The organism is Erwinia sp. 198, from assembly GCF_003937915.1.
Lineage (GTDB): Bacteria > Pseudomonadota > Gammaproteobacteria > Enterobacterales > Enterobacteriaceae > Erwinia > Erwinia aeris.
Window position 1 is genome coordinate 530,343 of sequence record NZ_RHUM01000001.1, and the last position, 24,126, is coordinate 554,468.

Here is a 24,126-nt window from a genome sequence, read left to right on the forward strand (position 1 = left end):
GTAGCTCAGCTGGATAGAGTACTCGGCTACGAACCGAGCGGTCGGAGGTTCGAATCCTCCCGGATGCACCATATTTTAGTAATGTGGCAGCAATATCTTAACTGACATACTGTGAAAAGCTTGCAGTCTGTACAGAGAGGATAACATCGCTAAGCGATGGCCCGAAGGGTAAAGCGCAAGCCGAATCATCTTCCCGGATGTACCCTGTTTAGTTGTATCAGGCAGTATCTTTAGCTTTCCTCAATGCATCCGTAGCTCAGCTGGATAGAGTACTCGGCTACGAACCGAGCGGTCGGAGGTTCGAATCCTCCCGGATGCACCATATCTTAAATATCTCATCGCAATCTCTTAACCGCCATACCGTACAAAGCCTGTCGCGCTGACGCTACAGCAATTCTTTACAATCAAACCGAAAAATCTGCCTTTTGCTTTTCCAGTCCCCCCTGCGTATCCTCATATTCGCTGCCTTAACCAAGCGAAATTATCACGTCGCTTTATAATATACGTTTCTTCACTTCCTGCTTTTCCCGTTATATACCTGTTCATTGCCGGCCCAAAGACGGTTCCCTGGTGACACTTTTGTGCTTTTTGGCCTCAATTAAGGCTATCTGTTCATAAGGATATAATCTGATAATAAAAAACCCTATACGTTTCAAGGCATTTGCGGATCCATGCTGGCAGCGACAAGTTCGGTGCTTTACGCTAAAGTAAACGTTCGTTGATTCAGGGACGGGGGCTTCCGTGTACGACAGTTATGACGGCTTGATATTTGATATGGACGGCACGATTCTGGATACGGAACCTACACATCGTAAAGCCTGGCGAACCGTTCTGGCGCGCTACGATATGCGCTTTGACGACCTGTCGCTGATTAAGCTGAACGGCTCACCAACGTGGCGGATAGCGGAAGCTATCATCAACAGCTATCAGAGCAGCCTCGATCCTCATCGGCTGGCCGCAGAAAAAACCGCGGCGCTGAAAGAGATGCTTTTCGATAGCGTCCAGCCGCTGCCGCTGGTTGAAGTCGTTAAAGCCTACCGCGGTAAACGGCCTATGGCGGTCGGAACCGGCAGCGAGCACGCCGTAGCCGAAGCGCTGCTGCAACATTTAGGGCTTCGCGACTATTTTGACGCGGTTGTTGGCGCTGATGACGTTAAGCGTCATAAGCCTGAACCGGATACGTTTCTGCGCTGCGCCGAATTAATCGGTGTCGCGCCCGAGCGCTGTATCGTATTTGAAGACGCCGATTTCGGTATTCAGGCCGCGCAGGCGGCCGGCATGGCTTTCGTCGACGTCAGGCGTCTGTGAGCGACTGGCTATACGGTTCAATGTTTGTCAGCGGTTTCCTGAGCGCCACGCTGCTGCCGGGAAACTCAGAAGTGCTGCTGGTTTCGCTGCTGCTGTCGGGAAAAGCTTCCGCGCTCGGCGTGACCGGCATTGCTGCCCTGGGTAACACCCTCGGCGGTTTAACCAATGTTATCATCGGTCGCTGTCTGCCGCTAAAACAGCAGGGGCGATGGCATAACACAGCAACAGCGTGGCTGCACCGATGGGGGCCTGCCGCGTTACTTCTTAGCTGGTTGCCGGTTATTGGCGATCTGCTTTGCGTTCTCGCGGGTTGGCTTCGCTTCGCCTGGCTTCCGGTTGCGCTCTGGCTCGCCGTGGGCAAGACGTTGCGCTATGGTGTGCTGGCTTTCGCAACATTACAGGGCATGGAATGGTGGCAGTGATTCGCTAAGCGTCGCTATCATGATTAACATTATGCTGAACAATAATAAATTTTTCCCCAAGCGGGAGGTCAATTTGATCCCGGACGTATCACAGGCGCTTTCCTGGCTGGAAGCTCACCCTGAGGCAATGAAAGGTATTGGTCGCGGCATTGAACGCGAAACGCTGCGTGTTAAACCTGATGGCCATCTGGCCACCAGCGGACACCCTAAATCGCTGGGTTCAGCCTTGACCCACAAGTGGATTACCACCGATTTTGCTGAAACGCTGCTGGAATTTATTACGCCGGTAGATCGTGACATCGATCATCTGCTGGCTTTTCTGCGCGATATTCATCGTCACGTCTCACGCGATCTCGGTGCGGAGCGGATGTGGCCGATGAGTATGCCGTGCCTGATTGACGACAGCGATAAAATAGAGCTGGCGCAGTACGGGCGCTCCAATATCGGGCAGATGAAAACGCTCTATCGCCAGGGCCTGAAGAACCGCTATGGCGCGCTGATGCAGGTTATCTCCGGCGTGCACTATAATTTCTCGCTGCCGCTCTCGTTCTGGCAGGCCTGGACGGATGGGAAAGAAGGGCAGAGCGGAACCGATGCGATTTCGGAAGGCTATCTGCGCCTGATCCGCAACTACTATCGCTTTGGCTGGATCATTCCTTATCTGTTTGGCGCTTCTCCGGCCGTTTGCTCTTCTTTCCTGCAGGGGAAAGAGACGGACTTACCGTTTGAGCGTACCGAAAACGGCCTGCTCTATTTGCCTTACGCCACCTCTCTGCGTCTGAGTGACCTGGGCTATACCAATAAATCGCAGAGCGGGCTGGGCATTACCTTCAATAATCTTCCTGACTATGTCAAAGCATTGAAGGCAGCGATTAAAACGCCTTCGGAAGAGTACGCGCGCATGGGCGTGAAGGATGAACAGGGCAACTGGCTGCAGCTCAACACTAACGTACTACAGATTGAAAACGAGCTGTATGCGCCGATCCGCCCGAAACGCGTTACGCGCTCCGGCGAAAATCCTTCCGATGCGCTGCTGCGCGGCGGCATTGAGTACATTGAAGTGCGCTCGCTGGATATCAACCCGTTCTCGCCGACAGGCGTGGATGAAAACCAGGTGCGCTTCCTCGATCTGTTCCTGATCTGGTGTACGCTGGCCGACGCGCCGGAAATGAGCAGCGAAGAGCTGCTCTGTACGCGCGCTAACTGGAACCGGGTCATTCTGGAAGGGCGTAAGCCCGGCCTGATGCTGGGTATCGGCTGTGAAGAAGCGCAGTTCCCGCTGGCGGAAGTCGGCAAAAACCTGTTTAAAGATCTGCAGCGCGTGGCGGAAACGCTCGATCGTCAGCAGGGCGATCGTCATTATCAGGCCGCCTGCGATCGTCTGGCCGCCTCGTTTGACGATCCCGATCTGACCTATTCGGCGCGTTTCCTGACGGCGCTGAAAGAGAACGGGCTGGCGGGGACGGGCCTGGCGCTGGCAGAGCAGTATCATGCCCAGCTGGCGAACGAGCAGCTGGAGATCCTGACGGAAAGCGACTTTGAGCAGGAGGCTATCCGTTCAAACGTTAGCCAGCAGGAAATCGAAGAAAGTGATACGCTTAGCTTTGAAGACTTTCTGAAAAGCCGAAGCTAACGCAAAAGAAAAAGGCCACATCAATGTGGCCAAATTAACATCTCTGTTGTCAGGGATGATGATAACAAAATGCGCGTCTTTCATAGATTCAGACCACGAGTCGACAGAGAAAGTTTCATCACTGCGAAAATAAATTTATCAGAGGTAACCATATGCCATTGCTGGATAGCTTTACCGTCGATCATACCATCATGGCGGCGCCTGCGGTTCGCGTAGCGAAAACCATGAACACGCCGCACGGCGATACCATTACCGTTTTCGATCTGCGCTTCTGCCGGCCAAACAAAGAAGTGATGCCGGAGCGCGGTATCCACACGCTGGAGCACCTGTTTGCCGGTTTTATGCGTAACCATCTGAACGGCGACGGCGTTGAAATCATCGATATCTCGCCAATGGGCTGCCGCACCGGTTTCTATATGAGCCTGATTGGCACGCCGGACGAGCAGCGCGTGGCGAAAGCCTGGAAAGCCGCGATGCAGGACGTGCTGAAAGTGACCGATCAGCGCAAAATTCCTGAGCTGAACGAGTACCAGTGCGGCACCTATGAAATGCACTCTCTGGATGAAGCGCAGGATATCGCGCGTCACATCATTGAGCATGATATCGGCGTGAACCACAACGATGAGCTGGCACTGCCGCAGGATAAACTGCAGGAACTGCACATCTAGTCAGTTAACCGGGCTTCCCTTGCAGAAATCCGGTTGTTTATCCCCTGGCGGCAGGGGATAGCTATCAGGAACCCACCGACTCCTTCAGCGGCTTTTGCGGCGTAACGCGAACCTGTTTAATCATATTCTCCTGCACGTCGAGGATATCGATCGCATAGTGACCGATATGCACCGTAGTGTTGGGCAGCGGAATATCTTCCAGCACTTCCAGAATCATGCCGTTAACCGTACGCGCTTCCTCTTCCGGCAGCTGCCAGTTAAAGGCCTTGTTCAGCTCGCGCACGTTAGCGCTGCCTTCAATCAGCACCGAGCCGTCATTCTGCGGCATCACTTCTTCCGCCAGCGTCGGGGACATGGAGGTGGTGAAATCGCCGACTATCTCTTCCAGAATGTCTTCAATGGTGATCAGGCCTTTAATATCGCCATATTCATCGACAACCAGACCTACTTTCTTCTTATTGCGCTGGAACTTCACCAGCTGGATGTTCAGCGGCGTGCCTTCCGGCACGTAGTAAATCTCATCCGCCGCGCGCAGCATGACTTCTTTGGTGAACTCTTTTTTCTCGGTCATCAGGCGGTAGGCTTCCCGCACGCGCAGCATACTGATGGTATCGTCCAGCGAATCGCGATAGAGCACGATGCGGCCATGCGGTGAGTGCGTCAGCTGCCGCACGATGGATTTCCAGTCATCGTTGATATTAATGCCCACGATTTCATTGCGCGGCACCATAATGTCGTCAACGTTCACTTTTTCCAGATCCAGCACGGACAGCAGCATATCCTGATTGCGGTGCGACATCAGCGTGCGCGATTCATACACGATGGTGCGCAGCTCTTCTTTGCTCAGCGCGGAGGTGGCGGCGCTGTCGGTTTTCATGCCGACCATCCGCATCAGCACGCGGGTAATGGTATTCAGCAGCCAGACCAGCGGCATCATGATGATTTGCAGCGGGCCTAACAGCAGGCTGCTGGGGAAAGCGACTTTTTCAGGATAAAGCGCGGCAACGGTTTTCGGCAGTACTTCCGCAAACACCAGCACCACAAACGTCAGGATGCCGGTGGCGATAGCCACGCCTTCATCACCGTGCAGGCGCATCCCGACGATGGTTGCCAGCGCGGAGGCGAGAATATTAACGAGGTTGTTGCCGATCAGCACCAGGCTGAGCAGGCGATCGGGGCGACGCAGCAGTTTCTCTACCCGACGGGCGGCGCGATCGCCGTTTTTAGCCTGATGGCGCAGCTTATAGCGGTTGAGCGTCATCATGCCGGTTTCGGAGCCGGCGAACCACGCCGACACCAGCACCATAACGAAAAGAATAATAATCAGCGTGGTGGTTGAAACTTGTTCCAACGAGGGAATTCCTTGTAGTGGAGGATCAGGAGGACAAAAAGTGTTGCAGCATACGGCTGCCAAAGTAGGCCATGGTCAGCAGAAACGCGCCGCCGAAATTGAACCAGGCCACGCGGCGACCGCGCCACCCTTCATGATAGTGACCCCAGAGCAAAACGATATAGACAAACCACGCCAGAATCGACAGCACGGCTTTATCCACGTTTTCACGGCTGAACAGGTCCTGCATATAAAACAGACCGGTACACAGCACCAGCGTCAGCAACACTACTCCGATCTGGGTGATATGGAACATTTTGCGCTCGATGGTCATCAGCGGCGGAATGTCCTTGCTGAAAGCCAGCTTTTTGTTTTTCAGCAGCCAGTCTATCCACGCCAGCTGTAGCGCATAAAGCGCCGCAATCATTAGCGTAGCATAGGCAAACAGCGCCAGCCCGATGTGCACCATCATGCCGGGCGTGGTTTCCAGATGGGTGATAAATGCGTTGGGCACAAAGGTGGCGAAAGCCAGGTTGATCAGCGCGAAGCTGTAGACCAAAGGCAGCAGGATCCAGCCGCGATTGCGCGAGGCCACGATGGTCATAATGGCGCAGATCAGCAGGCTGACCAGCGATCCGATATTCAACAGGCTAAGGTTCTGACCGCCTTCCGCTGTGAAAATACGCTGTTCCAGCGCGACGCCATGACACACCAGCGCGACAACGGCGGAGATAACGGCCATGCCTCGCCACGCGCTCTGCTTGCGCAGCAGGCTGGGAATAATCAGGGCAAGGCTGAAAGAGTAGGCGAGCAGCGCCAGGATCGCAAAAACGGACATAGGTGGTACCGGCAAGGCTATGAAAAAAAGCAGTATAGCGCCAGCGGCCGCTGGCTCCAAACGATCTCAACGCGGATGGCTGAGATCGCCGCGTCTTCATGTTATAATCTGCGCCATTGTGTCGCCTGGCGACCTCTCATTACGTTGAGCGAGAGACGATGTTTGATAATTTAACCGACAGATTGTCGCAGACCCTGCGCAATATCAGTGGCCGTGGACGGCTGACAGAAGACAACATTAAGGACACCCTGCGCGAAGTGCGCATGGCGCTGCTTGAGGCAGACGTTGCGCTGCCGGTAGTGCGTGACTTTATCGGCCGCGTCAAAGAGCGCGCCGTGGGTCACGACGTCAACAAGAGCCTGACGCCGGGTCAGGAGTTTGTGAAGATCGTTCAGAATGAGCTGGTTGCCGCCATGGGCGCCGAGAACAACACGCTCAATCTGGCCGCTCAGCCACCGGCTGTGGTGCTGATGGCGGGCTTGCAGGGTGCGGGTAAAACCACCAGCGTCGGCAAGCTGGGTAAATTCCTGCGCGAGAAGCACAAGAAGAAAGTGCTGGTGGTTTCTGCCGACGTTTACCGCCCGGCGGCGATCAAACAGCTGGAAACCCTGGCGGAGCAGGTTGGCGTCGATTTCTGCCCGTCCGACCTGAGCCAGAAGCCGGTCGATATCGTTAAAAATGCGCTTCAGCAGGCAAAACTGAAGTTCTACGACGTGCTGCTGGTGGATACCGCCGGTCGTCTGCATGTTGACGAAGCGATGATGGACGAGATCAAACAGGTTCACGCCGCCATCAATCCGGTGGAAACGCTGTTTGTGGTCGACGCCATGACCGGTCAGGATGCGGCGAACACCGCGAAAGCCTTTAACGAAGCGCTGCCGCTGACCGGCGTTATTCTGACCAAGGTTGACGGTGACGCGCGCGGCGGTGCGGCGCTCTCTATCCGTCATATCACCGGCAAGCCGATTAAGTTTATGGGCGTCGGCGAAAAAACCGAGGCGCTGGAGCCGTTTTATCCGGACCGTATCGCTTCCCGTATTCTGGGGATGGGCGACGTTCTGTCGCTGATTGAAGATATCGAAAGCAAAGTCGACCGCGCGCAGGCAGAGAAGCTCGCCAGCAAGCTGAAAAAAGGCGACGGCTTCGATCTCAACGACTTCCTGGAGCAGCTCAAGCAGATGCGCAACATGGGCGGCATGGCCAGCCTGATGGGCAAACTGCCGGGCATGGGCCAGCTGCCGGACAACGTTAAATCGCAGATGGACGATAAAGTGCTGGTGCGCATGGAAGCGATGATCAATTCCATGACGCGCAAAGAGCGCGAGAAGCCGGAAATTATCAAAGGGTCCCGCAAGCGTCGTATCGCGACGGGCTCCGGTATGCAGGTGCAGGACGTCAACCGCTTGCTTAAGCAGTTTGACGATATGCAGCGCATGATGAAAAAGATGAAGAAGGGCGGAATGGCGAAGATGATGCGCGGCATGAAAGGTATGATGCCGCCGGGCTTCCCGGGCCGTTAATCGAGCCGGAAAAGCGCTCAGGCGAATTAGATTGCTTTTTACGCCAAAATGAGTAAAATTTTCGGGCTTTTTATATTGCACCCGGGCCCCGTTCCCTCAATGGGGCCCGGTTGTTTTATTAACTAAAGAGGATGTTATGGTAACAATTCGTTTGGCACGTCACGGCGCTAAAAAGCGTCCGTTTTATCAGGTAGTTGTCACTGACAGCCGCAACGCTCGCAACGGCCGCTTCATCGAGCGCGTTGGTTTCTTCAACCCGATCGCTTCTGGTCAGGCTGAAGCACTGCGTCTGGATCTGGACCGCATTGAGCACTGGGTTGGCCAGGGCGCTACTCTTTCCGATCGCGTTAACGCGCTGATCAAAGAAGCTAAGAAAGCAGCTTAATCTGTCACGGTGGTCAACATGAGCAAGCAACTCACCGCCCAGCCGCCCGCTAACCCGTTAATTCTGGGAAAGATGGGGTCGGCCTACGGTATTCGTGGTTGGCTCAAAGTGTTTTCCTCCACCGAAGATGCTGAAAGCATTTTTGACTACCAACCCTGGTTTATCCAGCGGGCGGGTCAATGGCAGCTTATCGAGCTGGAAGGCTGGAAGCGCCACAATCAGGACATGATCATCAAAGTCAAAGGCATTGACGATCGTGATGCGGCCACGCTACTCACCAATTGCGAAATTGTGGTAGACGCGGAGCAGCTGCCTCCTCTGGAAAGCGGTGACTATTACTGGAAAGACCTGATGGGCTGCCAGGTAGTAACCACGCAAGGATACGAGCTGGGCAAAGTCATTGATATGATGGAAACCGGTTCAAACGACGTTCTCGTCGTGAGGGCAAACCTGAAGGATGCGTTTGGTGCGAAGGAGCGGCTGATTCCGTTCCTTGATGGACAGGTTATCAAGAATGTCGATCTCACTACCGGCACCATCGAAGTAGATTGGGATCCTGGTTTTTGAGCTCCGGACAAGACGGTAACACTCCGGCGCAGTCGATGTGGATTGGCATAATCAGCCTGTTCCCTGAGATGTTTAGCGCAATTACCGAATACGGAGTAACTGGCCGGGCAGTAAAAAATGGCCTGCTCAGCATTCAGAGCTGGAGTCCTCGCGACTTCACTCATGACCGGCACCGTACCGTGGACGATCGTCCTTACGGCGGCGGACCGGGAATGCTAATGATGGTTCAGCCCTTACGGGATGCCATCCACGCAGCAAAAGCGGCGGCAGGAGAAGGCGCTAAGGTGATTTATCTTTCGCCTCAGGGACGCAAACTCGATCAAGTTGGGGTTTGCGAGCTGGCGACCAGCGAGAAGTTAATTCTGGTATGTGGTCGCTATGAAGGGATAGATGAGCGCGTCATCCAAACCGAAATCGATGAAGAGTGGTCGATCGGGGATTACGTGCTCAGCGGTGGGGAACTGCCGGCAATGACGCTGATTGATTCGGTCGCCCGGTTTATACCCGGCGTACTGGGCAAGCAGGCATCGGCCGAGGAAGATTCGTTTTCCGAGGGATTGCTGGACTGTCCGCACTATACCCGACCTGAAGTGTTAGAGGGGATGGAGGTTCCGCCAGTTCTGCTGTCGGGCAACCATGCCGAAATTCGCCGCTGGCGCCTGAAACAGTCGCTGGGCCGTACCTGGCTAAGAAGACCTGAACTTCTGGAAAACCTGGCTCTGACTGAAGAGCAAGCAAAGTTGTTGAAGGAGTTCCAAAAGGAATTCAGACGGCAACATAACGATGATGGGCAGTCCGGGCAGTAGCCGCGGCGCCTGAATATCAGTTTACCCAGGATAAGAGATTTAATTATGAGCAACATTATCAAGCAAATCGAACAAGAGCAGATGAAACAGGACGTACCTTCATTCCGTCCGGGCGATTCCGTGGAAGTGAAAGTATGGGTTGTTGAAGGCTCCAAGAAGCGTCTGCAGGCATTCGAGGGCGTGGTTATCGCTATTCGTAACCGCGGTCTGCACTCTGCATTCACCGTTCGTAAAATTTCTAACGGCGAAGGTGTTGAGCGTGTATTCCAGACTCACTCACCTGTAATCGACAGCATCGCTGTTAAACGCCGTGGTGCCGTACGTAAGGCCAAACTGTACTACCTGCGTGAGCGTACCGGTAAGTCTGCACGTATCAAAGAACGTCTGGGCGCTAAAGCAGCATCCTAAGTTAATACGAAACTGGGGGCTGGCCGAAAGGCCGGCCCTTTTTTTATCCGCAAAACACGCGTCAGGCCGTGCGGTTATTTCTTTCCAGTGCTTTGCTGAACGCTTCCCTTCGCTGACAGTTCTCTACGTAACGGGTTAATTTATCGTCAGCCGGTAATCCGCACAGTTGCGCCCACATCAGGGTATGCGAAAGGAAAATATCCGCCAGCGTAAAGTGCTCACCGGCGATCCAGCCCTCTTCGGGCACGGCAACAGCGCTAAGCGTCTTACAGGCGTCACCAAACATTGCCTCGATCACGGCTGGTGAACGCAGCGCCTCAGGTAGCAGAAATTTATGCTTGATCAGCGTCCAGATGGGCGATTCCAAATCGGTCAAAGCGAAGCTGAGCCACTCGTTTACTTTGGCCTTGCGTAATGGATCCGTCGGATAAAGTTCCCCATCACCTTTTTTTTCACCCAGATACTGACAGATAGCTACCGTTTCAAAGATAAGGTTTCCCTCGTCCTCCAGGACAGGAACTTTATGTAAAGGGTGGGGCGAACAGGCTAACGGCTGCGTAGAAAACAGCTCTACCGGAGAGGTGGTGTAATCGAGCTGGAGTTCTTCCAGCGTCCACAAAACCCGCAATGAGCGGCTTTTAGGAAAGGTATAAACGTTCATTTAGCGTGCGGCCTCGCTAAGCAGGGCGACAACCAGCGGTGAAAGCGCGTGACGTAGAGAGGCCCGCTCGGATTGAAATAGCGTGGCGACAAAGAAGCGGTGACCGGGCAATTCTATGCCGCGCACATCGCCTTCACGATCTCTTGCTGCAATCTGCAACGGATAATCAGCCAGTTCTTTTTCGAAATCCGGATTCACGCCAAAATTACAGTGGTAACCTTCATGCGTGCTGAGTTTGCCGTAGGCTTTTGCTATCACTGAACCGGCTGTAATAACGATATCGCCCGTCTGTTCCACCAGCGAGCAGTTAAGCGGCGCGATGACCATGCGGCCTTCCGTATCGGTTTCCGCATGCGCCGCATCCTGCCAGCCCATAACATTGCGTGCGTACTCAATAAGCGCATACTGAAAACCGCCGCAGGAGCCGAGAAAAGGAATATTGTTTTCGCGCGCCCAGGTGATAGCCATAAAGGCGCCCTCATCATGGTGATAAGGACTGCCCGGTACCACCCAAACCGCATCAAAGCGGTGCATGACTTCAGGCGAGGTAATGCTTTCCGTAGGTAACCACTCTGCCTCTACCTTCAGGTCAAGCGAGTCAGCGGCCAGATTGATAGCGGGAGGGATAGCCTGGTGGGCTACGGCATCAGGGCGAAAATCGCCGACAAGGGCAATACGGGCAGGTGCGTGCATCGTTATTTCCGGCTCGGAGAAAAAAATAGGCTATAACATTAGCAACATATGCGCAACCTCACGGCTTTCCCTCAGAATGAGCACCATAGTCTGAACGTTTCTGCACGCCAGGCCATAAGTAAAAATCGACAGAAAATATTCCCTTCAGCAACCTTACTGATTTTCTTAGTAGCGAGCCTTGCGGTCAGAATGCCTGTGCGCTTCAGGCCACACTTAAGACCCGATAAAAATATCGGGTGGCGGCATAAGGTTGCATGAAGTTAGCGCGGGCGGTGAAAGTGATAAATGGCCGTCTCCGCCGGGCCGCTATCCAGCACGATCAACCCGTGCTTAATGTCGATCAGGGATGCGCCGCACTTTTCTGCCACGCGACGGCTGGCGACATTTTCCGCCACCGCCAGGATTTCCACCGTCTCGGTTTTTCCGTCCTGCCATGCCAGATCGAGAAGATAATGCACCGCCTGGCTGGCTACTCCCTGTCGTTGTTCACTGCTACGTACCCAATACCCCATTGAACACAGATTTTTTTGCGTGGTGGAATAACGTAGCCCCGCGCCGCCCAGCAAGCGGCCATCTTCGGCAAACAGGCCCAGCTCGTTGGCTTCACCGGTTTCACGCAGCGTATGGGTGGCGGTAAACCAGCGGCGAGCTTCTTCCAGGGTAAACCCTTCATGGGCCCAAAGTAGCCAGGGGCGCAACGTATCCAGGGAGCTATTGACGGCCTGGGCAAACGCTACGGCATCGTCATGGTGGTAAGGACGGTAAACGACTTGCATAGGGCTTCTCCTTTAGAGTTATTAATATTTTATAACGCATTATTGAGGTGAATATAAGTCAGGAAAAGTCCATGTTTGGAAAGGGATGGCAGGCTGTCACAGTCCCCCTCGTTTGTTTTTAGCGTTAACTATTTCGGCTGCTGCAGAACAACGTATAAAGGCCCACTTAGCAAATCCACCAAGGTAGTGATGAGGTGTCAGTCAGGGCGGGTAAAAAAATTAGCGGTATACATGCATTATTAATGTAAATCTAAGTTTACATATGCTGATGCGAAATATTGATGCTGATTATAATTTAATTTATTGTTTTTTATATAAATAAAATAAAATTTATCTTCCGTTTAATTACTGTGGTAATAAAAGTGTACATGGGTGCATTGAGTTATGTATCGCTTCTGATACAGTATCTGCACCTTGATGACAGGCTGACGGGACCACTAAGAGAGCTGACGACCATGCAAAAAGATGCGCTGAACAACGTTCATATCGCGGACGAACAGATTTTAATTACGCCGCAGGAACTGAAAAACAAGTTCCCGTTGACCGACGCGCAGCAGGCGCAAATTGCCGCTTCGCGTCAGACGATTTCAGACATTATCAGCGGAAAAGATCACCGTCTGCTGGTGGTGTGCGGCCCCTGTTCCATCCATGATACCGAAGCAGCGCTGGAGTATGCGCGGCATCTGAAAGCGCTCTCTGACGATCTTAACGATCAGCTCTATATCGTGATGCGCGTCTACTTTGAAAAGCCTCGCACCACCGTGGGCTGGAAAGGTCTGATCAACGATCCGCACATGGATAACTCTTTTGATATGGAAGCCGGTCTGCATATCGCCCGGCAGCTGCTGGTAGAACTGGTTGCGATGGGGTTACCGCTGGCTACGGAAGCGTTAGATCCTAACAGTCCGCAATACCTGGGCGATCTGTTTAGCTGGTCGGCTATCGGCGCTCGCACTACCGAATCGCAAACTCATCGTGAAATGGCTTCCGGCCTCTCCATGCCCGTTGGATTTAAAAATGGCACGGACGGCAGCCTCAGCACGGCAATCAATGCTATGCGCGCGGCGGCTATGCCACACCGCTTTGTAGGGATTAACCAGAGCGGGCAGGTTTGCCTGTTGCAGACCCAGGGCAATCCGGATGGCCACGTTATCCTGCGCGGCGGCAAACAGCCAAACTACGGGCCGGAAGATGTCGCGCAGTGTGAAAAAGAGATGCTTCAGGCGGGACTCCGTCCGGCGCTGATGATAGATTGCAGCCATGGTAATTCTAACAAAGACTTCCGTCGCCAGTCCGGCGTAGCCGAGTCCGCCGTCTCGCAAATCAGGGACGGCAACCGTTCCGTGATTGGGCTGATGCTGGAAAGCCATCTGCACGAAGGCAGCCAGTCGTCCGAACAGCCCAAAAGCGCCATGCGCTACGGCGTTTCCGTGACCGATGCCTGCATCAACTGGGAAACAACCGAAACGCTGTTGCGCACAATTCATCAGGAACTGGACGGAGTACTGGCGGCGCGTCTGTCGCAAGAGGGTTAATTATGGTGGCTGAACTGACCGCGCTGCGCGATCAAATTGATGAAGTGGACAAGGCCCTGCTCGACCTGCTGGCCAAAAGGCTGAGCCTGGTCGCCGAGGTGGGCGAAGTAAAAAGCCGCTACGGTCTGCCGATTTACGTGCCGGAGCGCGAAGCTTCCATGCTGGCGTCACGGCGTAAAGAGGCAGAGGCGCTTGGCGTGCCGCCAGACCTGATCGAAGATGTGCTGCGCCGCGTTATGCGCGAATCCTACACCAGCGAAAACGATAAGGGCTTTAAAACCCTGCATCCGCAGCTTCGCCCGGTCGTCATCGTTGGCGGCAAGGGCAAAATGGGGCGGCTGTTTGAAAAGATGCTGACCCTTTCTGGTTACCAGGTAAAAACGCTGGATAAAGAGGAGTGGGCACAGGCGGAAAGCCTGCTGGCAGATGCCGGAATGGTCATCATCAGCGTGCCGATCCACCTGACGGAAAAAGTAATTGCCGACCTGCCACCGCTGCCGGAAGACTGTATCCTGGTGGATCTTGCCTCTGTGAAAAACGGCCCGCTTCAGGCAATGCTGGCCGCACACAGCGGCCCGGTGCTGGGGCTGCATCCGATGTTTGGCCCGGACAGCGGTAGCCTGGCGAAGCAGGTGGTGGTCTGGTGCGACGGTCGTCAGCCGGAAGCCTATCAGTGGTTTCTGGAGCAGATCCAGGTCTGGGGCGCACGTCTGCACCGCATCAGCGCGGTCGAGCATGACCAGAACATGGCCTTTATTCAGGCGCTGCGTCACTTCGCCACCTTTGCCTATGGCCTGCATCTGGCGGAAGAGAACGTGAACCTTGAGCAGCTTCTGGCGCTTTCATCGCCTATTTACCGCCTGGAGCTGGCGATGGTGGGCAGACTCTTTGCGCAGGATCCTCAGCTCTATGCGGACATCATCATGTCCTCAGAAAATAATCTGGCGCTGATTAAGCGTTACTATCAGCGCTTCGGCGAGGCTATTCAGCTGCTGGAGCGGGGCGACAAGCAGGCGTTCGTCGACAGTTTCCGTCGCGTAGAGCATTGGTTTGGCGATTACGCCCAGAGCTTTATGCTGGAAAGTCGTTCGCTGCTGCGTCAGGCCAACGACAGCCGCCGGTAACGGCTTTGGATAAAATGCAGGCCCGATCGCGGCCTGTATTCTCGCCTCAGGCTCTCTTCTCCAGTGGGAGAAAGCCGCCTTTTTCTAAAACTTCCTGCGCCTCGACGCTCAGTAAGAAATCTGCCTGCGGCTGTGCTTTTGCATGACACAGGGCAAAAGCATAGTCCGCGCGGATACAGAAAGGCGGCGGGATAGTAATAGTTGTAATCCCGGGCCACGCGGCGTAAAGGCTTCCGGCAGACAGAACGGTAAGGCCCATCAGTTGCTACCCGTATAGGAGGTACGATAGAAGCGCTGATACCAGGCGTCCGCTTTTTGCTGCATATCGACATCATGGAATTTTTCCGGATAGAGTTTTTTTGCCATCCACAATTCACCCAGCGCCAGCGCTTCCGGCATCGGATAGCCCCAGGCCTTGGCATATTCCGGCATCAGATAAACGCGATGATGCTTAACGGCATCCACAGCCTGCCAGGCGGGCTGCTGGTCGATCCCGGCAATCACCTGCGGGTAGCGATCCTGCACGAAGATCACCTGCGGATCCCAGGCGAGGATCTGCTCCATAGAAACCTGCTTGTACCCTTTCACCGTTGCGGCGGCGACGTTCACCGCACCGGCATGCGCCATCATCAGGCCGGTATATTTGCCGGAGCCGTAGGTCGTAAGGTCGGGATTAGCCATATAGACCCGAATGCGCTGCGAAGCGGGGATAGCCTGTAGCCGACTGCCCGTTTGCTGCCGTTGATTGAAAGTGGCTTTAATCAGCGTTTCGGCCTGCTGCTGATGGTTTACTACCTCGCCAATCAGGCGAACGCCTTCTTTTAATCCTTCACTATAAGCCTGCTCTTCGTCAGCCAGATCGGCATTCAGACGGTTTTGCTGTTGGTTATCGGCGCGCAGCGAGATGGCGATAACGGCGATGCCGAGCTTCTGGATCTGGTCAATCATCTCCTGCGGCGCATAGTTAGTGACAAAAACCACCTGCGGATGTAGCGCAACCAGCTTTTCTACATCCACGTGAGTTAAATCACCCAGCGTCGGCAGGCGCGTCAGTTCCGGCGCCAGCCGCGAATAGCCGTCGCCGAGCTGCTGCTTCCAGTTACCAAGGATGCCAACCAGGGTATTAGTGGCATCCAGCTGCACCAGGATATTGAGGGTTTGATGCTGCAAGACCACGACGCGATCGACGCGATCGGGAAGCGTGACCTGGCGACCCAGCTGATCGATAACCTGACGATCGGCACAAGCGGAAAAGGCCGACAGGCCAAGTGAAAGCAACACTGCGGAGCGTAAAAAGTTGCGCATAAATTTCCCTGAGAAACGTTATATAGTCGATGATATAGCGTCAGGGCGGTGCAGGTAAATGATCCAGGCGAGGTGTAGGCCAAAAGTTTCAGCCGCCTTTGAAAGCGGCTGAGGCGGTGCTCAGGAAGGGTCGACCGGCAGCACGTTTTCGCTTGGGTAACAGCCCAGCACTTTCAGCGAACGCGTAATAGGTGCCAGTTCGCGTAACGCCTGCTGCACTTCTTCCGAGCGCAGGTTGCCCTGGAAATCGATATAAAACATCTCTTCCCATGGATTGCCGTTAATCGGGCGTGATTCCAGTTTGCTCATCACCAGATTATGCTGACGCAGCACCAACAGCGCTTCTACCAGCGCACCAGCCTGCTGTCCGGTTGCCATAATTAACGTAGTTTTGGCCGGAACCTGAAGCGTGACCTCAATGGGTTTGCGCGCGAGGATAACAAAGCGGGTGATATTCTGCTGCTGGTTAGCCAGGTTGCGCTCGAGCACCTGCAGGTTATACAGCTCGCCGCCCGCCTGGCTGCCCAGCGCTGCGACCTTCGGTGAATTCAGCGCTGCAACCTGCTCCATCGCGGCCGCGGTGCTTTCAGTATATTCAATCTTCCAGTGTGGATAGCGATGGATAAACTCGCTGCACTGCTGGAAAGGCTGGGGATGACTGTAAACGGTTTCTATCTGCTGTAAGTCCGTGCTGCCGGTAACCAGCACGCAGTGATCGATTGGGAGCGTCATCTCGCCAACCAGCGAAAGGCTGGTCTGCTGCAGCAAATCGTACACCTCATTGATCGAGCCGGAGCTGGTGTTTTCGATCGGCAATACCGCGTAGTCGGCCTGGCCTGTTTCCACCTGATTAAATATGTCGCGGAAGTTCAGGCAGCCGCACTCGATAAACCTGTCGAAGTGGCGAGCGGCATAGTTACGTGAGGCAAGATGCGAATAAGAGCCTTTTGGGCCAAGGAAAGCGATACGCGCCGACTGCGCACTGGTCTGGTTCAGATGCTTTTGCAGCAACGCCTGCTGCGTCAGCACGGAATCTTCAATAATCAGCTGAAAAAGTCGGGTGATGTAGTGCGCATCCAGCTGATGAGCTTTACCCAGCGTGACCAGGTGTTCCAGCAGATCGCGCTCGCGATCGATATCGCGTACGGGGCGGTGCGTGGCCATTTTCGCCTTCGCAACCTCAATCGCCAGCGCCCGGCGGTTAGCCAGCAGGCTCAGCAGTTGTTCATCCAGCGCGCTGATTTTTTCGCGCAGGCCCAGCAGAGGATTTTCGGTGGTCATAGGCTACCTGTCAGATGTTCATAAAAAAAAAGCCTCCCGGTTGGGAGGCCTTGTTATTCGTCTTCGCATGCTTTCTTATACGACGAATTGCCTCCCGGTCAACGGAAGGTAAAAAAGAAGGCGAAGAAGAACGGCAGCTGTTTCATCAGAGTATCCACGATTGTCAGAAGGTTAAAGTAACCGCAGCGATTTAATGCTGTCAATAAAAAACGCGTTTCGGGTGGCGGAGCGGCAGGGCTGAAGGGCTGACGAAGAAGCTGCGCTACCGGGATATGCTCTTCTCTCTGCTTGCAGAGGCGTCAGCTAGCCGAAATCGCGTATTTAAAGCAGCATTATCGCCTTAAAATCTTGCCAGGAGTGTGGGCTCAGGCGGCGTTTTTTTGCACGACTGTTGGCCAATGACGATGCGCTGTGTGGTGACTGCTACTACAAATTTATTATAGAGGTTGCGGGAAAGGCATGAGTGACAGAGCAAAGCGGGGAAGGGCACAATAATTTTCAGCCGCCAGCAGGCCTGGCGGCCAAACAAAAACGCGCCCGCAGGCGCGTTATTAACTTTACTCCAGTTCCTGATCGATAACGCTTATATCTTTAACGCTGGCCTGGGCGCGCTTCGCTTCGCCCTTGTGCTGAACCTTGTTCAGCTGACGCTCCAGCTTAGCGATCAGTTCGTTGATGGCCGCATACATATCATCATGTTTGGCGCTGGCAACCAGCGGGCCGTTCGGCGTGTTGATAGTGGCATCGGCAACGTATTCTTTCGGCTCTTTGGAAAGCACGATATGCGGATTAATCAGATGGGTTTGCCATTTTTCCAGTTTGGCGAGACGCTCTTCGACATGTTGGCGGATAGCCGGGGTGATGTCCATTTGCTTGCTGGTAATGTTCAGAACCATAGTGCTTACCTCTAATCATTTCCGTCGAATGTAGAGTAAGCATATCCTGGAAAAGGGCGTAATGCGTGATTTGCATCACTTTATTTTGTCACTTTTTGTCAAAAGTGAAGATTTTGTGAGGCAGGCTGGTAATCGTAGCGAAGGCGCTTGTAGAGAGGTTTTTTCACAGGCATGATAGATAAGTTAACCTGCCGGTGGAACAGCGTGATACGCCCGATGCCGGTGAAAAAAAGGCAGCGCGAACGCTGCCGTTTTTTATGTTAAGCCTGATTGGCCGCGATAAGTTTCGCTACTTTGTCCGCTTCTGCGGTCAGCTGCATCTTACGATAAGCGTTTTCCATCAGCGGCAGCGCCTGGCGCGTCGCCTGCGTATCCGGATAATCTTTCATCATTTGCTCAACGCGATTAACAACAGCGACATAAGCTTCACGCTTGGTGTAGAATTGCGCCACGGAAAGCTCATACTTCGCCAGACGATCTTTCAGATAGATAAGGCGCTTTCTTGCGTCCGTCGCGTACTGACTGTTCGGGTAACCGCGCAGCAGCTGAGAGAAGTCGTGGAAGGCGTCACGAGCGTGAGAAGGATCGCGATCGGAACGATCGATACCGAAGAAGCCCTGCAGCGCGCTGTCATCAAGCGCCATATCCGTCAGACCACGCATATAAATCACGTAATCAATATTCGGGTGGGTTGGATTCAGACGCATAAAGCGGTCGATCGCGGCCTGCGCCAGCGGTAAATCGGCATTTTTATAGTAAGCGTAGATCAGGTCCAGCTGAACTTGCTGGGAGTAAGGCCCGAACGGATAGCGGTTATCAAGCGCTTCCAGTTGCGTTATTGCTCCTTTAAAGTTACCGTCCTGCAGTTTTTGCTGGGCTGTGGCATAGATCTCGGAAGGCGGGCTATCGGGCACCGTATCCTTCGAGCCGGAACAACCCGCTAATGCCAGGCTCAACGTGGCTGCAGCCACCAGATATTTCATACGCGTCATGACGATTTGATTATCCTCAGAGTGTTATTCAGGAAGCTGTCCATGTAGCTCCCGATAGTGACCAGGTACAATAGCACATTATATTAAACGGCATCGCCGTGAAAACCCAACGTTAACGAAGAAGCTGTTTATGGCACAACAAGTAAAACTCAACGCAACGGTCTCCGAATCGCAACTCGGACAACGCTTAGATCAGGCTTTGGCCGAATTGTTCCCTGATTATTCAAGATCTCGTATAAAAGAGTGGATTCTCGACCGGCGCATCAGCGTCAACGGCGTAATCATCGACAAACCGAGAGAAAAACTGCTCGGTGGCGAACAAATCGCTATCGAAGCGGAGATAGAAGAAGAAGCGCGCTGGGAAGCGCAAAACATCCCGCTGAACATCGTTTATGAAGATGACGATATTCTGGTTATCAACAAACCACGCGATCTGGTGGTGCATCCGGGCGCCGGTAATCCCGACGGTACGGTGCTGAACGCGCTGCTTTATCATTATCCGGCCATCGCAGATGTGCCGCGTGCGGGCATTGTGCACCGTCTGGATAAAGACACCACAGGCCTGATGGTGGTGGCTAAAACGGTACCTGCGCAGACGCACCTGGTAGAATCTTTACAGCTGCGTGAATTCACCCGTGAGTATGAAGCGGTAGCAATTGGCAGAATGACGGCGGGCGGCACGGTTAATGAGCCGATTAGCCGTCACTCCACCAAGCGTACGCATATGGCGGTTCATCCAATGGGCAAACCGGCTACCACGCACTATCGCATTATGGAGCATTTCCGTGCCCATACGCGCCTGCGTCTGCGTCTCGAAACGGGCCGTACTCACCAAATCCGTGTGCATATGTCTCATATCAGCCATCCGCTGGTGGGCGATCCGCTGTATGGCGGTCGTCCGCGTCCGCCAAAAGGCGCCTCGGAGAATTTTATCGGTACGCTGCGTAAATTCGATCGTCAGGCGCTGCACGCCACCATGCTACGTCTTTATCATCCCGTCACCGGTATCGAGATGGAATGGCATGCGCCGCTGCCGCAGGATATGGTTGAATTGATTGAGGCGTTAAAAGCGGATACCGAAGAGTTTAAAGATCGGCTGGACTGGTAATGAGCCTGCTTACGCCCGAATGGAATGCGCCCGCTAACGTGCGGGCCTGCAGCACCACGCGCCGTGACGGCGTCAGCCATACTCCCTGGGATTCGCTGAACCTTGGGGCACATGTCGGCGATCTGGCTGCGGCGGTGCAGCACAATCGCGAGCGTCTGGTTACGCTGGCGGCAATGCCTGCTATGCCAGTCTGGCTGGAGCAGGTTCACGGCGTTAACGTCCTTGCGCTTACCGATGAAGCGCCCGCTTCCCTACAGGCCGATGCCGTTTATACCCGTCAGCCTGGCGTGGTCTGCGCGGTAATGACGGCGGATTGCCTGCCGGTTCTGTTCTGCTCGCGGGATGGGAAAGAGGTTGCTGCGGCTCATGCCGGCTGGCGGGGATTGTGCGCAGGCGTGCTGGAGGCGACGCTGGCGGCCTTTACGGCTCCGTCAGAAGAGATCGTGGTCTGGTTCGGGCCGGCAATTGGCCCGCAGGCTTTTGAGGTTGGCGCGGAAGTGCGGCAGGCATTTATAGCGCAGGATGCGGAGGACGCTGCTGCTTTTACGCCCTCGGGCGATAAATATTACGCCGATATCTGGCAGCTTGCGCGTCTGCGGCTACGGCGCAAAGGCGTGCGCCACTTCACTGGTGGCGGGCTGTGCACTTTCTCGCAGCCTGACCAATTTTTTTCCTACAGACGCGATGGCGTAACAGGTCGAATGGCAAGTTTGGTCTGGCTGAGTTAATCTGTCCGCATAAGACGGTCCGGGTTGTGCTTTTTTTCACCAAAAAATTCCGGTCATTTAACTTGAAAATTTGAGGGAAGACCTCATTTAATCTCCAGTAGCAATTTGACCTGAATGGGGGAATTATGCGCCTGGATCGTCTTACTAATAAATTCCAGCTTGCTCTCGCCGATGCCCAGTCTTTAGCGCTTGGGCGCGACAATCAATTTATCGAACCGCTGCATCTGATGAGTGCTCTGCTCAAACAGGAAGGCGGTTCTGTCTCTCCTTTACTGACTTCAGCCGGCGTGGACGTTGCCGCACTGCGCAACGGCGTTGAGCAGGCTATCAGCCGCTTGCCTCAGGTTGAAGGCGCGGATGGCGACGTACAGCCTTCCTCCGACCTGGTGCGCGTGCTGAATTTGTGCGACAAACTGGCGCAAAAGCGCGCCGACAATTTTATCTCATCGGAACTTTTTGTTCTGGCCGCGCTTGACTCGCGAGGCTCGCTGGCTGATTTGTTGAAATCTGCCGGGGCGACCAGCGAAAAACTCCAGCGCGCCATTGACCAGCTGCGTGGAGGCGAAACCGTGAACGATCAGGGAGCTGAAGATCAGCGCCAGGCCCTTAATAAATACACTATCGACCTGACCGAGCGTGCGGAGAAAGGAAAACTGGATCCGGTTATCGGACGTGATGAGGAAATCCGTCGCACCATCCAGGTTCTGCAGCGCCGTACCAAAAACAACCCGGTGCTGATTGGCGAGCCTGGCGTCGGTAAAACCGCAATTGTGGAAGGGCTGGCGCAGCGTATTATCAATGGCGAAGTGCCGGAAGGGCTGAAAGGTCGCCGGGTGCTGGCGCTGGATATGGGCGCGCTGGTGGCGGGCGCTAAGTATCGCGGCGAATTTGAAGAGCGCCTGAAAGGCGTGCTCAACGACCTGTCCAAACAGGAAGGCAACGTCATCCTGTTTATTGACGAGCTGCACACCATGGTTGGCGCGGGAAAAGCGGACGGCGCAATGGATGCCGGCAACATGCTGAAACCGGCGCTGGCTCGCGGCGAGCTGCACTGCGTTGGCGCCACCACGCTGGATGAGTATCGCCAGTATATAGAGAAGGATGCGGCGCTGGAGCGTCGTTTCCAGAAAGTCTTCGTGGCGGAGCCAAGCGTGGAAGACACCATCGCTATTCTGCGCGGGCTGAAAGAGCGCTACGAGCTGCATCACCATGTGCAGATTACCGACCCGGCTATCGTGGCTGCGGCTACGCTGTCGCACCGCTATATCGCCGACAGGCAGCTGCCGGATAAGGCTATCGACCTGATTGACGAGGCGGCTTCCAGCATTCGTATGCAGATTGACTCCAAGCCGGAAGCGCTGGATCGTCTGGAGCGCCGTATCATTCAGCTGAAGCTGGAACAGCAGGCGCTGAAAAAAGAGTCTGACGATGCCAGTATCAAACGGCTGGAGATGCTTGAAGAAGAGCTGAGTCAGAAAGAGCGCGACTATTCAGAGCTGGAAGAAGAGTGGAAAGCAGAGAAAGCCTCGCTGTCCGGCACGCAAACTATTAAAGCGGAGCTGGAACAGGCGAAGCTGTCGCTGGAGCAGGCGCGTCGCACCGGTGACCTGGCACAGATGTCGGAACTGCAATACGGCAAAATTCCGGAGCTGGAAAAACAGCTGGCCGCCGCCACGCAGGCGGAAGGGAAAACGATGCGGCTGCTGCGCAATCGCGTGACGGACGTCGAGATCGCGGACGTGCTGGCTCGCTGGACCGGTATCCCGGTGGATCGCATGATGGAAGGCGAGCGCGACAAGCTGCTGCGTATGGAACAGGAGCTTCATCAGCGCGTCATCGGACAGGATGAAGCTGTCGAGGCGGTTTCTAATGCAATCCGCCGCAGTCGTGCAGGCCTGGCCGATCCTAATCGTCCGATTGGCTCATTCCTGTTCCTTGGCCCGACGGGCGTGGGTAAAACCGAGCTGTGTAAAGCATTGGCTAACTTTATGTTCGACAGTGATGACGCAATGGTGCGGCTGGATATGTCGGAGTTTATGGAAAAACATTCGGTATCGCGTCTGGTGGGAGCGCCTCCTGGCTATGTTGGCTACGAAGAGGGGGGCTATTTAACCGAGGCCGTGCGCCGTCGCCCTTACTCCGTCATTTTGCTGGACGAGATAGAGAAAGCGCACCCGGACGTGTTCAATATTCTGCTGCAGGTGCTGGACGACGGCCGCCTGACGGATGGGCAAGGCAGAACGGTTGATTTCCGCAATACCGTGGTCATTATGACCTCGAACCTGGGTTCCGATCTAATTCAGGAACGTTTTGGCGCGTTAAGCTATGCGGAAATGAAAGATGTTGTTATGAATGTGGTAGGGCAGCATTTCCGTCCGGAATTTATCAACCGTATTGATGAGCTGGTGGTCTTCCATCCGCTGGGTGAAAAACACATTGCCTCTATTGCTAAAATTCAGCTGCAGCGTCTGTACGATCGTTTGACCGATCGCGGCTATGAGCTACATATTTCCGATGCCGCTCTACAGCTGCTGGGCGAAAACGGTTATGACCCGGTATATGGGGCAAGGCCGTTAAAACGCGCGATTCAGCAGCAGATCGAGAACCCACTGGCACAACAGATACTTTCGGGCCAGCTGGTTCCGGGCAAAACGATACAAATGGACGTGCAAAATGGCGCTATAGTGGCCACGCAGTAACAGCCATAGCAAATAAAAATGGGCCTTCGGGCCCATTTTTGCTTATTTAGCCGCCAATAACAGGGCTTTTTAGCCGTCAGAGCACGTTTTTTAGTCGATCGAACGTTTTTTTGTAATTAGGGGTTGTCAGCCGCCAGGAACTCCCTATAATGCGCAACCACTGAGACGGCACAACGGCTTACGGGCCAGCGGCTCAGGAGGTTCAGGAAGCTGAACCGCCGGAGAAAAACTTCTGAAAAAGAGGTTGACTCTGAAGGAGGAAAGCGTAAGATACGCCACCTCGCAGTAAGTCGCCAAGGCGCTTACCGCAACGCTCTTTAACAATTTATCAGACAATCTGTGTGGGCACTCGCAGGATTGATATCAAGCGTCTCCGGACGCAAAAAAATATCAAGTCTTAAGAGTGAACACATAATGAAATTCATTATGACGTTTTACACTTG

24 protein-coding genes, 1 tRNA gene and 1 other annotated feature are annotated in these 24,126 nt (G+C 54.3%); of the genes, 15 read left to right on the plus strand and 10 right to left on the minus strand.

Annotation, left to right across the window (positions count from 1 at the left end; genetic code table 11):
* Positions 1-245: 245 nt before the first annotated feature.
* From EGK14_RS02400 to luxS, 5 genes are all read left to right on the plus strand, one after another.
* A tRNA-Arg gene (locus EGK14_RS02400) sits at positions 246-322 on the plus strand.
* Positions 323-741: 419 nt separating this feature from the next.
* Entirely contained in the window at positions 742-1,308 is a 567-nt protein-coding gene (yqaB, locus tag EGK14_RS02405; RefSeq protein WP_125287464.1) for a fructose-1-phosphate/6-phosphogluconate phosphatase, read from the plus strand.
* Complete coding sequence (locus EGK14_RS02410; RefSeq protein ID WP_125287465.1) at positions 1,305-1,730, plus strand: YqaA family protein; 426 nt, start codon at positions 1,305-1,307, stop codon at positions 1,728-1,730. The genes yqaB and EGK14_RS02410 overlap by 4 nt, the downstream gene beginning before the upstream one ends.
* A gap of 31 nt (positions 1,731-1,761) precedes the next feature.
* Positions 1,762-3,363 (plus strand): glutamate--cysteine ligase, encoded by a 1,602-nt coding sequence (gshA, locus tag EGK14_RS02415; protein WP_199746339.1) that lies wholly within the window; start codon positions 1,762-1,764, stop codon positions 3,361-3,363.
* Between the two features lie 152 nt (positions 3,364-3,515).
* Positions 3,516-4,031, plus strand: coding sequence for an S-ribosylhomocysteine lyase (luxS, locus tag EGK14_RS02420; RefSeq protein WP_125287466.1), 516 nt, complete (start codon positions 3,516-3,518; stop codon positions 4,029-4,031).
* A gap of 64 nt (positions 4,032-4,095) precedes the next feature.
* On the opposite strand, the gene EGK14_RS02425 is transcribed toward luxS, so the two are convergent.
* Positions 4,096-5,382 carry an HlyC/CorC family transporter gene (locus EGK14_RS02425; protein ID WP_125287467.1) on the minus strand — a complete coding sequence of 429 codons (1,287 nt, stop codon included), beginning with the start codon at positions 5,380-5,382 and terminating at the stop codon, positions 4,096-4,098.
* Between the two features lie 25 nt (positions 5,383-5,407).
* Positions 5,408-6,199 carry an inner membrane protein YpjD gene (locus tag EGK14_RS02430; RefSeq protein WP_125287468.1) on the minus strand — a complete coding sequence of 264 codons (792 nt, stop codon included), beginning with the start codon at positions 6,197-6,199 and terminating at the stop codon, positions 5,408-5,410.
* Positions 6,200-6,357: 158 nt separating this feature from the next.
* Here EGK14_RS02430 and ffh point away from each other — a divergent pair, with 158 nt between their 5' ends.
* The 5 genes from ffh (at position 6,358) to rplS (ending at position 9,885) form a co-directional block, all read left to right on the plus strand.
* Positions 6,358-7,719: a signal recognition particle protein gene (gene ffh, locus EGK14_RS02435; protein WP_125287469.1), complete on the plus strand. Its 1,362-nt coding sequence runs from the start codon at positions 6,358-6,360 to the stop codon at positions 7,717-7,719.
* Between the two features lie 136 nt (positions 7,720-7,855).
* Positions 7,856-8,104 carry a 30S ribosomal protein S16 gene (rpsP, locus tag EGK14_RS02440; protein WP_033739514.1) on the plus strand — a complete coding sequence of 83 codons (249 nt, stop codon included), beginning with the start codon at positions 7,856-7,858 and terminating at the stop codon, positions 8,102-8,104.
* Positions 8,105-8,122: 18 nt separating this feature from the next.
* Positions 8,123-8,671: a ribosome maturation factor RimM gene (gene rimM / locus EGK14_RS02445; RefSeq protein ID WP_125287470.1), complete on the plus strand. Its 549-nt coding sequence runs from the start codon at positions 8,123-8,125 to the stop codon at positions 8,669-8,671.
* The gene (gene trmD / locus EGK14_RS02450; protein ID WP_125287471.1) at positions 8,668-9,477 is read left to right on the plus strand and encodes a tRNA (guanosine(37)-N1)-methyltransferase TrmD; all 810 of its coding nucleotides are present in this window, start codon (positions 8,668-8,670) and stop codon (positions 9,475-9,477) included. Before rimM ends, trmD begins: the two co-directional genes overlap by 4 nt.
* Positions 9,478-9,522: 45 nt before the next feature.
* The gene (gene rplS / locus EGK14_RS02455) at positions 9,523-9,885 is read left to right on the plus strand and encodes a 50S ribosomal protein L19 (RefSeq protein WP_024965502.1); all 363 of its coding nucleotides are present in this window, start codon (positions 9,523-9,525) and stop codon (positions 9,883-9,885) included.
* A gap of 61 nt (positions 9,886-9,946) precedes the next feature.
* Here rplS and EGK14_RS02460 read toward each other — a convergent pair whose 3' ends face one another.
* The 3 genes from EGK14_RS02460 to EGK14_RS02470 form a co-directional block, all read right to left on the minus strand.
* Positions 9,947-10,546 (minus strand): glutathione S-transferase family protein, encoded by a 600-nt coding sequence (locus tag EGK14_RS02460; protein ID WP_125287472.1) that lies wholly within the window; start codon positions 10,544-10,546, stop codon positions 9,947-9,949.
* Positions 10,547-11,239, minus strand: coding sequence for a CTP synthase (locus EGK14_RS02465; RefSeq protein ID WP_125287473.1), 693 nt, complete (start codon positions 11,237-11,239; stop codon positions 10,547-10,549).
* Between the two features lie 260 nt (positions 11,240-11,499).
* Complete coding sequence (locus EGK14_RS02470; protein ID WP_125287474.1) at positions 11,500-12,015, minus strand: GNAT family N-acetyltransferase; 516 nt, start codon at positions 12,013-12,015, stop codon at positions 11,500-11,502.
* A gap of 455 nt (positions 12,016-12,470) precedes the next feature.
* On the opposite strand from EGK14_RS02470, the gene EGK14_RS02475 reads away from it, so the two are divergent.
* Together EGK14_RS02475 and tyrA are read left to right on the plus strand one after the other, a co-directional pair.
* Positions 12,471-13,550, plus strand: coding sequence for a 3-deoxy-7-phosphoheptulonate synthase (locus tag EGK14_RS02475; protein WP_125287504.1), 1,080 nt, complete (start codon positions 12,471-12,473; stop codon positions 13,548-13,550).
* Between the two features lie 2 nt (positions 13,551-13,552).
* A complete protein-coding gene (gene tyrA / locus EGK14_RS02480) occupies positions 13,553-14,674 on the plus strand; it encodes a bifunctional chorismate mutase/prephenate dehydrogenase (RefSeq protein ID WP_125287475.1) in 1,122 nt (373 codons plus the stop codon).
* 258 nt (positions 14,675-14,932) lie between these two features.
* Here tyrA and EGK14_RS02485 read toward each other — a convergent pair whose 3' ends face one another.
* The 5 genes from EGK14_RS02485 to bamD form a co-directional block, all read right to left on the minus strand.
* Entirely contained in the window at positions 14,933-15,979 is a 1,047-nt protein-coding gene (locus tag EGK14_RS02485; RefSeq protein WP_125287476.1) for an ABC transporter substrate-binding protein, read from the minus strand.
* Positions 15,980-16,099: 120 nt separating this feature from the next.
* On the minus strand, positions 16,100-17,260 hold the full coding sequence (gene pheA / locus EGK14_RS02490; protein WP_125287477.1) for a bifunctional chorismate mutase/prephenate dehydratase: 1,161 nt from the start codon (positions 17,258-17,260) through the stop codon (positions 16,100-16,102).
* A gap of 22 nt (positions 17,261-17,282) precedes the next feature.
* Positions 17,283-17,407, minus strand: a sequence feature (Phe leader region).
* Entirely contained in the window at positions 17,359-17,406 is a 48-nt protein-coding gene (pheL, locus tag EGK14_RS21375; RefSeq protein WP_199746341.1) for a pheA operon leader peptide PheL, read from the minus strand. It overlaps the preceding feature by 48 nt.
* A gap of 410 nt (positions 17,408-17,817) precedes the next feature.
* Entirely contained in the window at positions 17,818-18,156 is a 339-nt protein-coding gene (gene raiA, locus EGK14_RS02495) for a ribosome-associated translation inhibitor RaiA (RefSeq protein WP_125287478.1), read from the minus strand.
* A 260-nt stretch (positions 18,157-18,416) separates the two neighbouring features.
* The gene (bamD, locus tag EGK14_RS02500; RefSeq protein ID WP_125287479.1) at positions 18,417-19,148 is read right to left on the minus strand and encodes an outer membrane protein assembly factor BamD; all 732 of its coding nucleotides are present in this window, start codon (positions 19,146-19,148) and stop codon (positions 18,417-18,419) included.
* 130 nt (positions 19,149-19,278) lie between these two features.
* Here bamD and rluD point away from each other — a divergent pair, with 130 nt between their 5' ends.
* The 3 genes from rluD to clpB all read left to right on the plus strand — a co-directional run bounded on the left by rluD (position 19,279) and on the right by clpB (position 23,683).
* Complete coding sequence (gene rluD / locus EGK14_RS02505) at positions 19,279-20,256, plus strand: 23S rRNA pseudouridine(1911/1915/1917) synthase RluD (RefSeq protein ID WP_125287480.1); 978 nt, start codon at positions 19,279-19,281, stop codon at positions 20,254-20,256.
* A complete protein-coding gene (gene yfiH, locus EGK14_RS02510; RefSeq protein ID WP_125287481.1) occupies positions 20,256-20,984 on the plus strand; it encodes a purine nucleoside phosphorylase YfiH in 729 nt (242 codons plus the stop codon). The genes rluD and yfiH overlap by 1 nt, the downstream gene beginning before the upstream one ends.
* A 125-nt stretch (positions 20,985-21,109) precedes the next feature.
* A complete protein-coding gene (gene clpB / locus EGK14_RS02515; RefSeq protein ID WP_125287482.1) occupies positions 21,110-23,683 on the plus strand; it encodes an ATP-dependent chaperone ClpB in 2,574 nt (857 codons plus the stop codon).
* The last annotated feature ends 443 nt before the right edge of the window (positions 23,684-24,126 follow it).

What these genes read in the sequence shown, in the direction of transcription:
- gshA (WP_199746339.1), top strand. Translation starts at nt 1,762, where the DNA reads ATGCTGAACAATAATAAATTTTTCCCCAAGCGGGAGGTCAATTTGATC.
- luxS (WP_125287466.1), top strand. Translation starts at nt 3,516, where the DNA reads ATGCCATTGCTGGATAGCTTTACCGTCGATCATACCATCATGGCGGCG.
- EGK14_RS02430 (WP_125287468.1), bottom strand. Translation starts at nt 6,199, where the DNA reads ATGTCCGTTTTTGCGATCCTGGCGCTGCTCGCCTACTCTTTCAGCCTT.
- ffh (WP_125287469.1), top strand. Translation starts at nt 6,358, where the DNA reads ATGTTTGATAATTTAACCGACAGATTGTCGCAGACCCTGCGCAATATC.
- rpsP (WP_033739514.1), top strand. Translation starts at nt 7,856, where the DNA reads ATGGTAACAATTCGTTTGGCACGTCACGGCGCTAAAAAGCGTCCGTTT.
- rimM (WP_125287470.1), top strand. Translation starts at nt 8,123, where the DNA reads ATGAGCAAGCAACTCACCGCCCAGCCGCCCGCTAACCCGTTAATTCTG.
- rplS (WP_024965502.1), top strand. Translation starts at nt 9,523, where the DNA reads ATGAGCAACATTATCAAGCAAATCGAACAAGAGCAGATGAAACAGGAC.
- EGK14_RS02460 (WP_125287472.1), bottom strand. Translation starts at nt 10,546, where the DNA reads ATGAACGTTTATACCTTTCCTAAAAGCCGCTCATTGCGGGTTTTGTGG.
- EGK14_RS02465 (WP_125287473.1), bottom strand. Translation starts at nt 11,239, where the DNA reads ATGCACGCACCTGCCCGTATTGCCCTTGTCGGCGATTTTCGCCCTGAT.
- EGK14_RS02470 (WP_125287474.1), bottom strand. Translation starts at nt 12,015, where the DNA reads ATGCAAGTCGTTTACCGTCCTTACCACCATGACGATGCCGTAGCGTTT.
- EGK14_RS02475 (WP_125287504.1), top strand. Translation starts at nt 12,471, where the DNA reads ATGCAAAAAGATGCGCTGAACAACGTTCATATCGCGGACGAACAGATT.
- tyrA (WP_125287475.1), top strand. Translation starts at nt 13,553, where the DNA reads ATGGTGGCTGAACTGACCGCGCTGCGCGATCAAATTGATGAAGTGGAC.
- EGK14_RS02485 (WP_125287476.1), bottom strand. Translation starts at nt 15,979, where the DNA reads ATGCGCAACTTTTTACGCTCCGCAGTGTTGCTTTCACTTGGCCTGTCG.
- pheA (WP_125287477.1), bottom strand. Translation starts at nt 17,260, where the DNA reads ATGACCACCGAAAATCCTCTGCTGGGCCTGCGCGAAAAAATCAGCGCG.
- raiA (WP_125287478.1), bottom strand. Translation starts at nt 18,156, where the DNA reads ATGGTTCTGAACATTACCAGCAAGCAAATGGACATCACCCCGGCTATC.
- bamD (WP_125287479.1), bottom strand. Translation starts at nt 19,148, where the DNA reads ATGACGCGTATGAAATATCTGGTGGCTGCAGCCACGTTGAGCCTGGCA.
- rluD (WP_125287480.1), top strand. Translation starts at nt 19,279, where the DNA reads ATGGCACAACAAGTAAAACTCAACGCAACGGTCTCCGAATCGCAACTC.
- yfiH (WP_125287481.1), top strand. Translation starts at nt 20,256, where the DNA reads ATGAGCCTGCTTACGCCCGAATGGAATGCGCCCGCTAACGTGCGGGCC.
- clpB (WP_125287482.1), top strand. Translation starts at nt 21,110, where the DNA reads ATGCGCCTGGATCGTCTTACTAATAAATTCCAGCTTGCTCTCGCCGAT.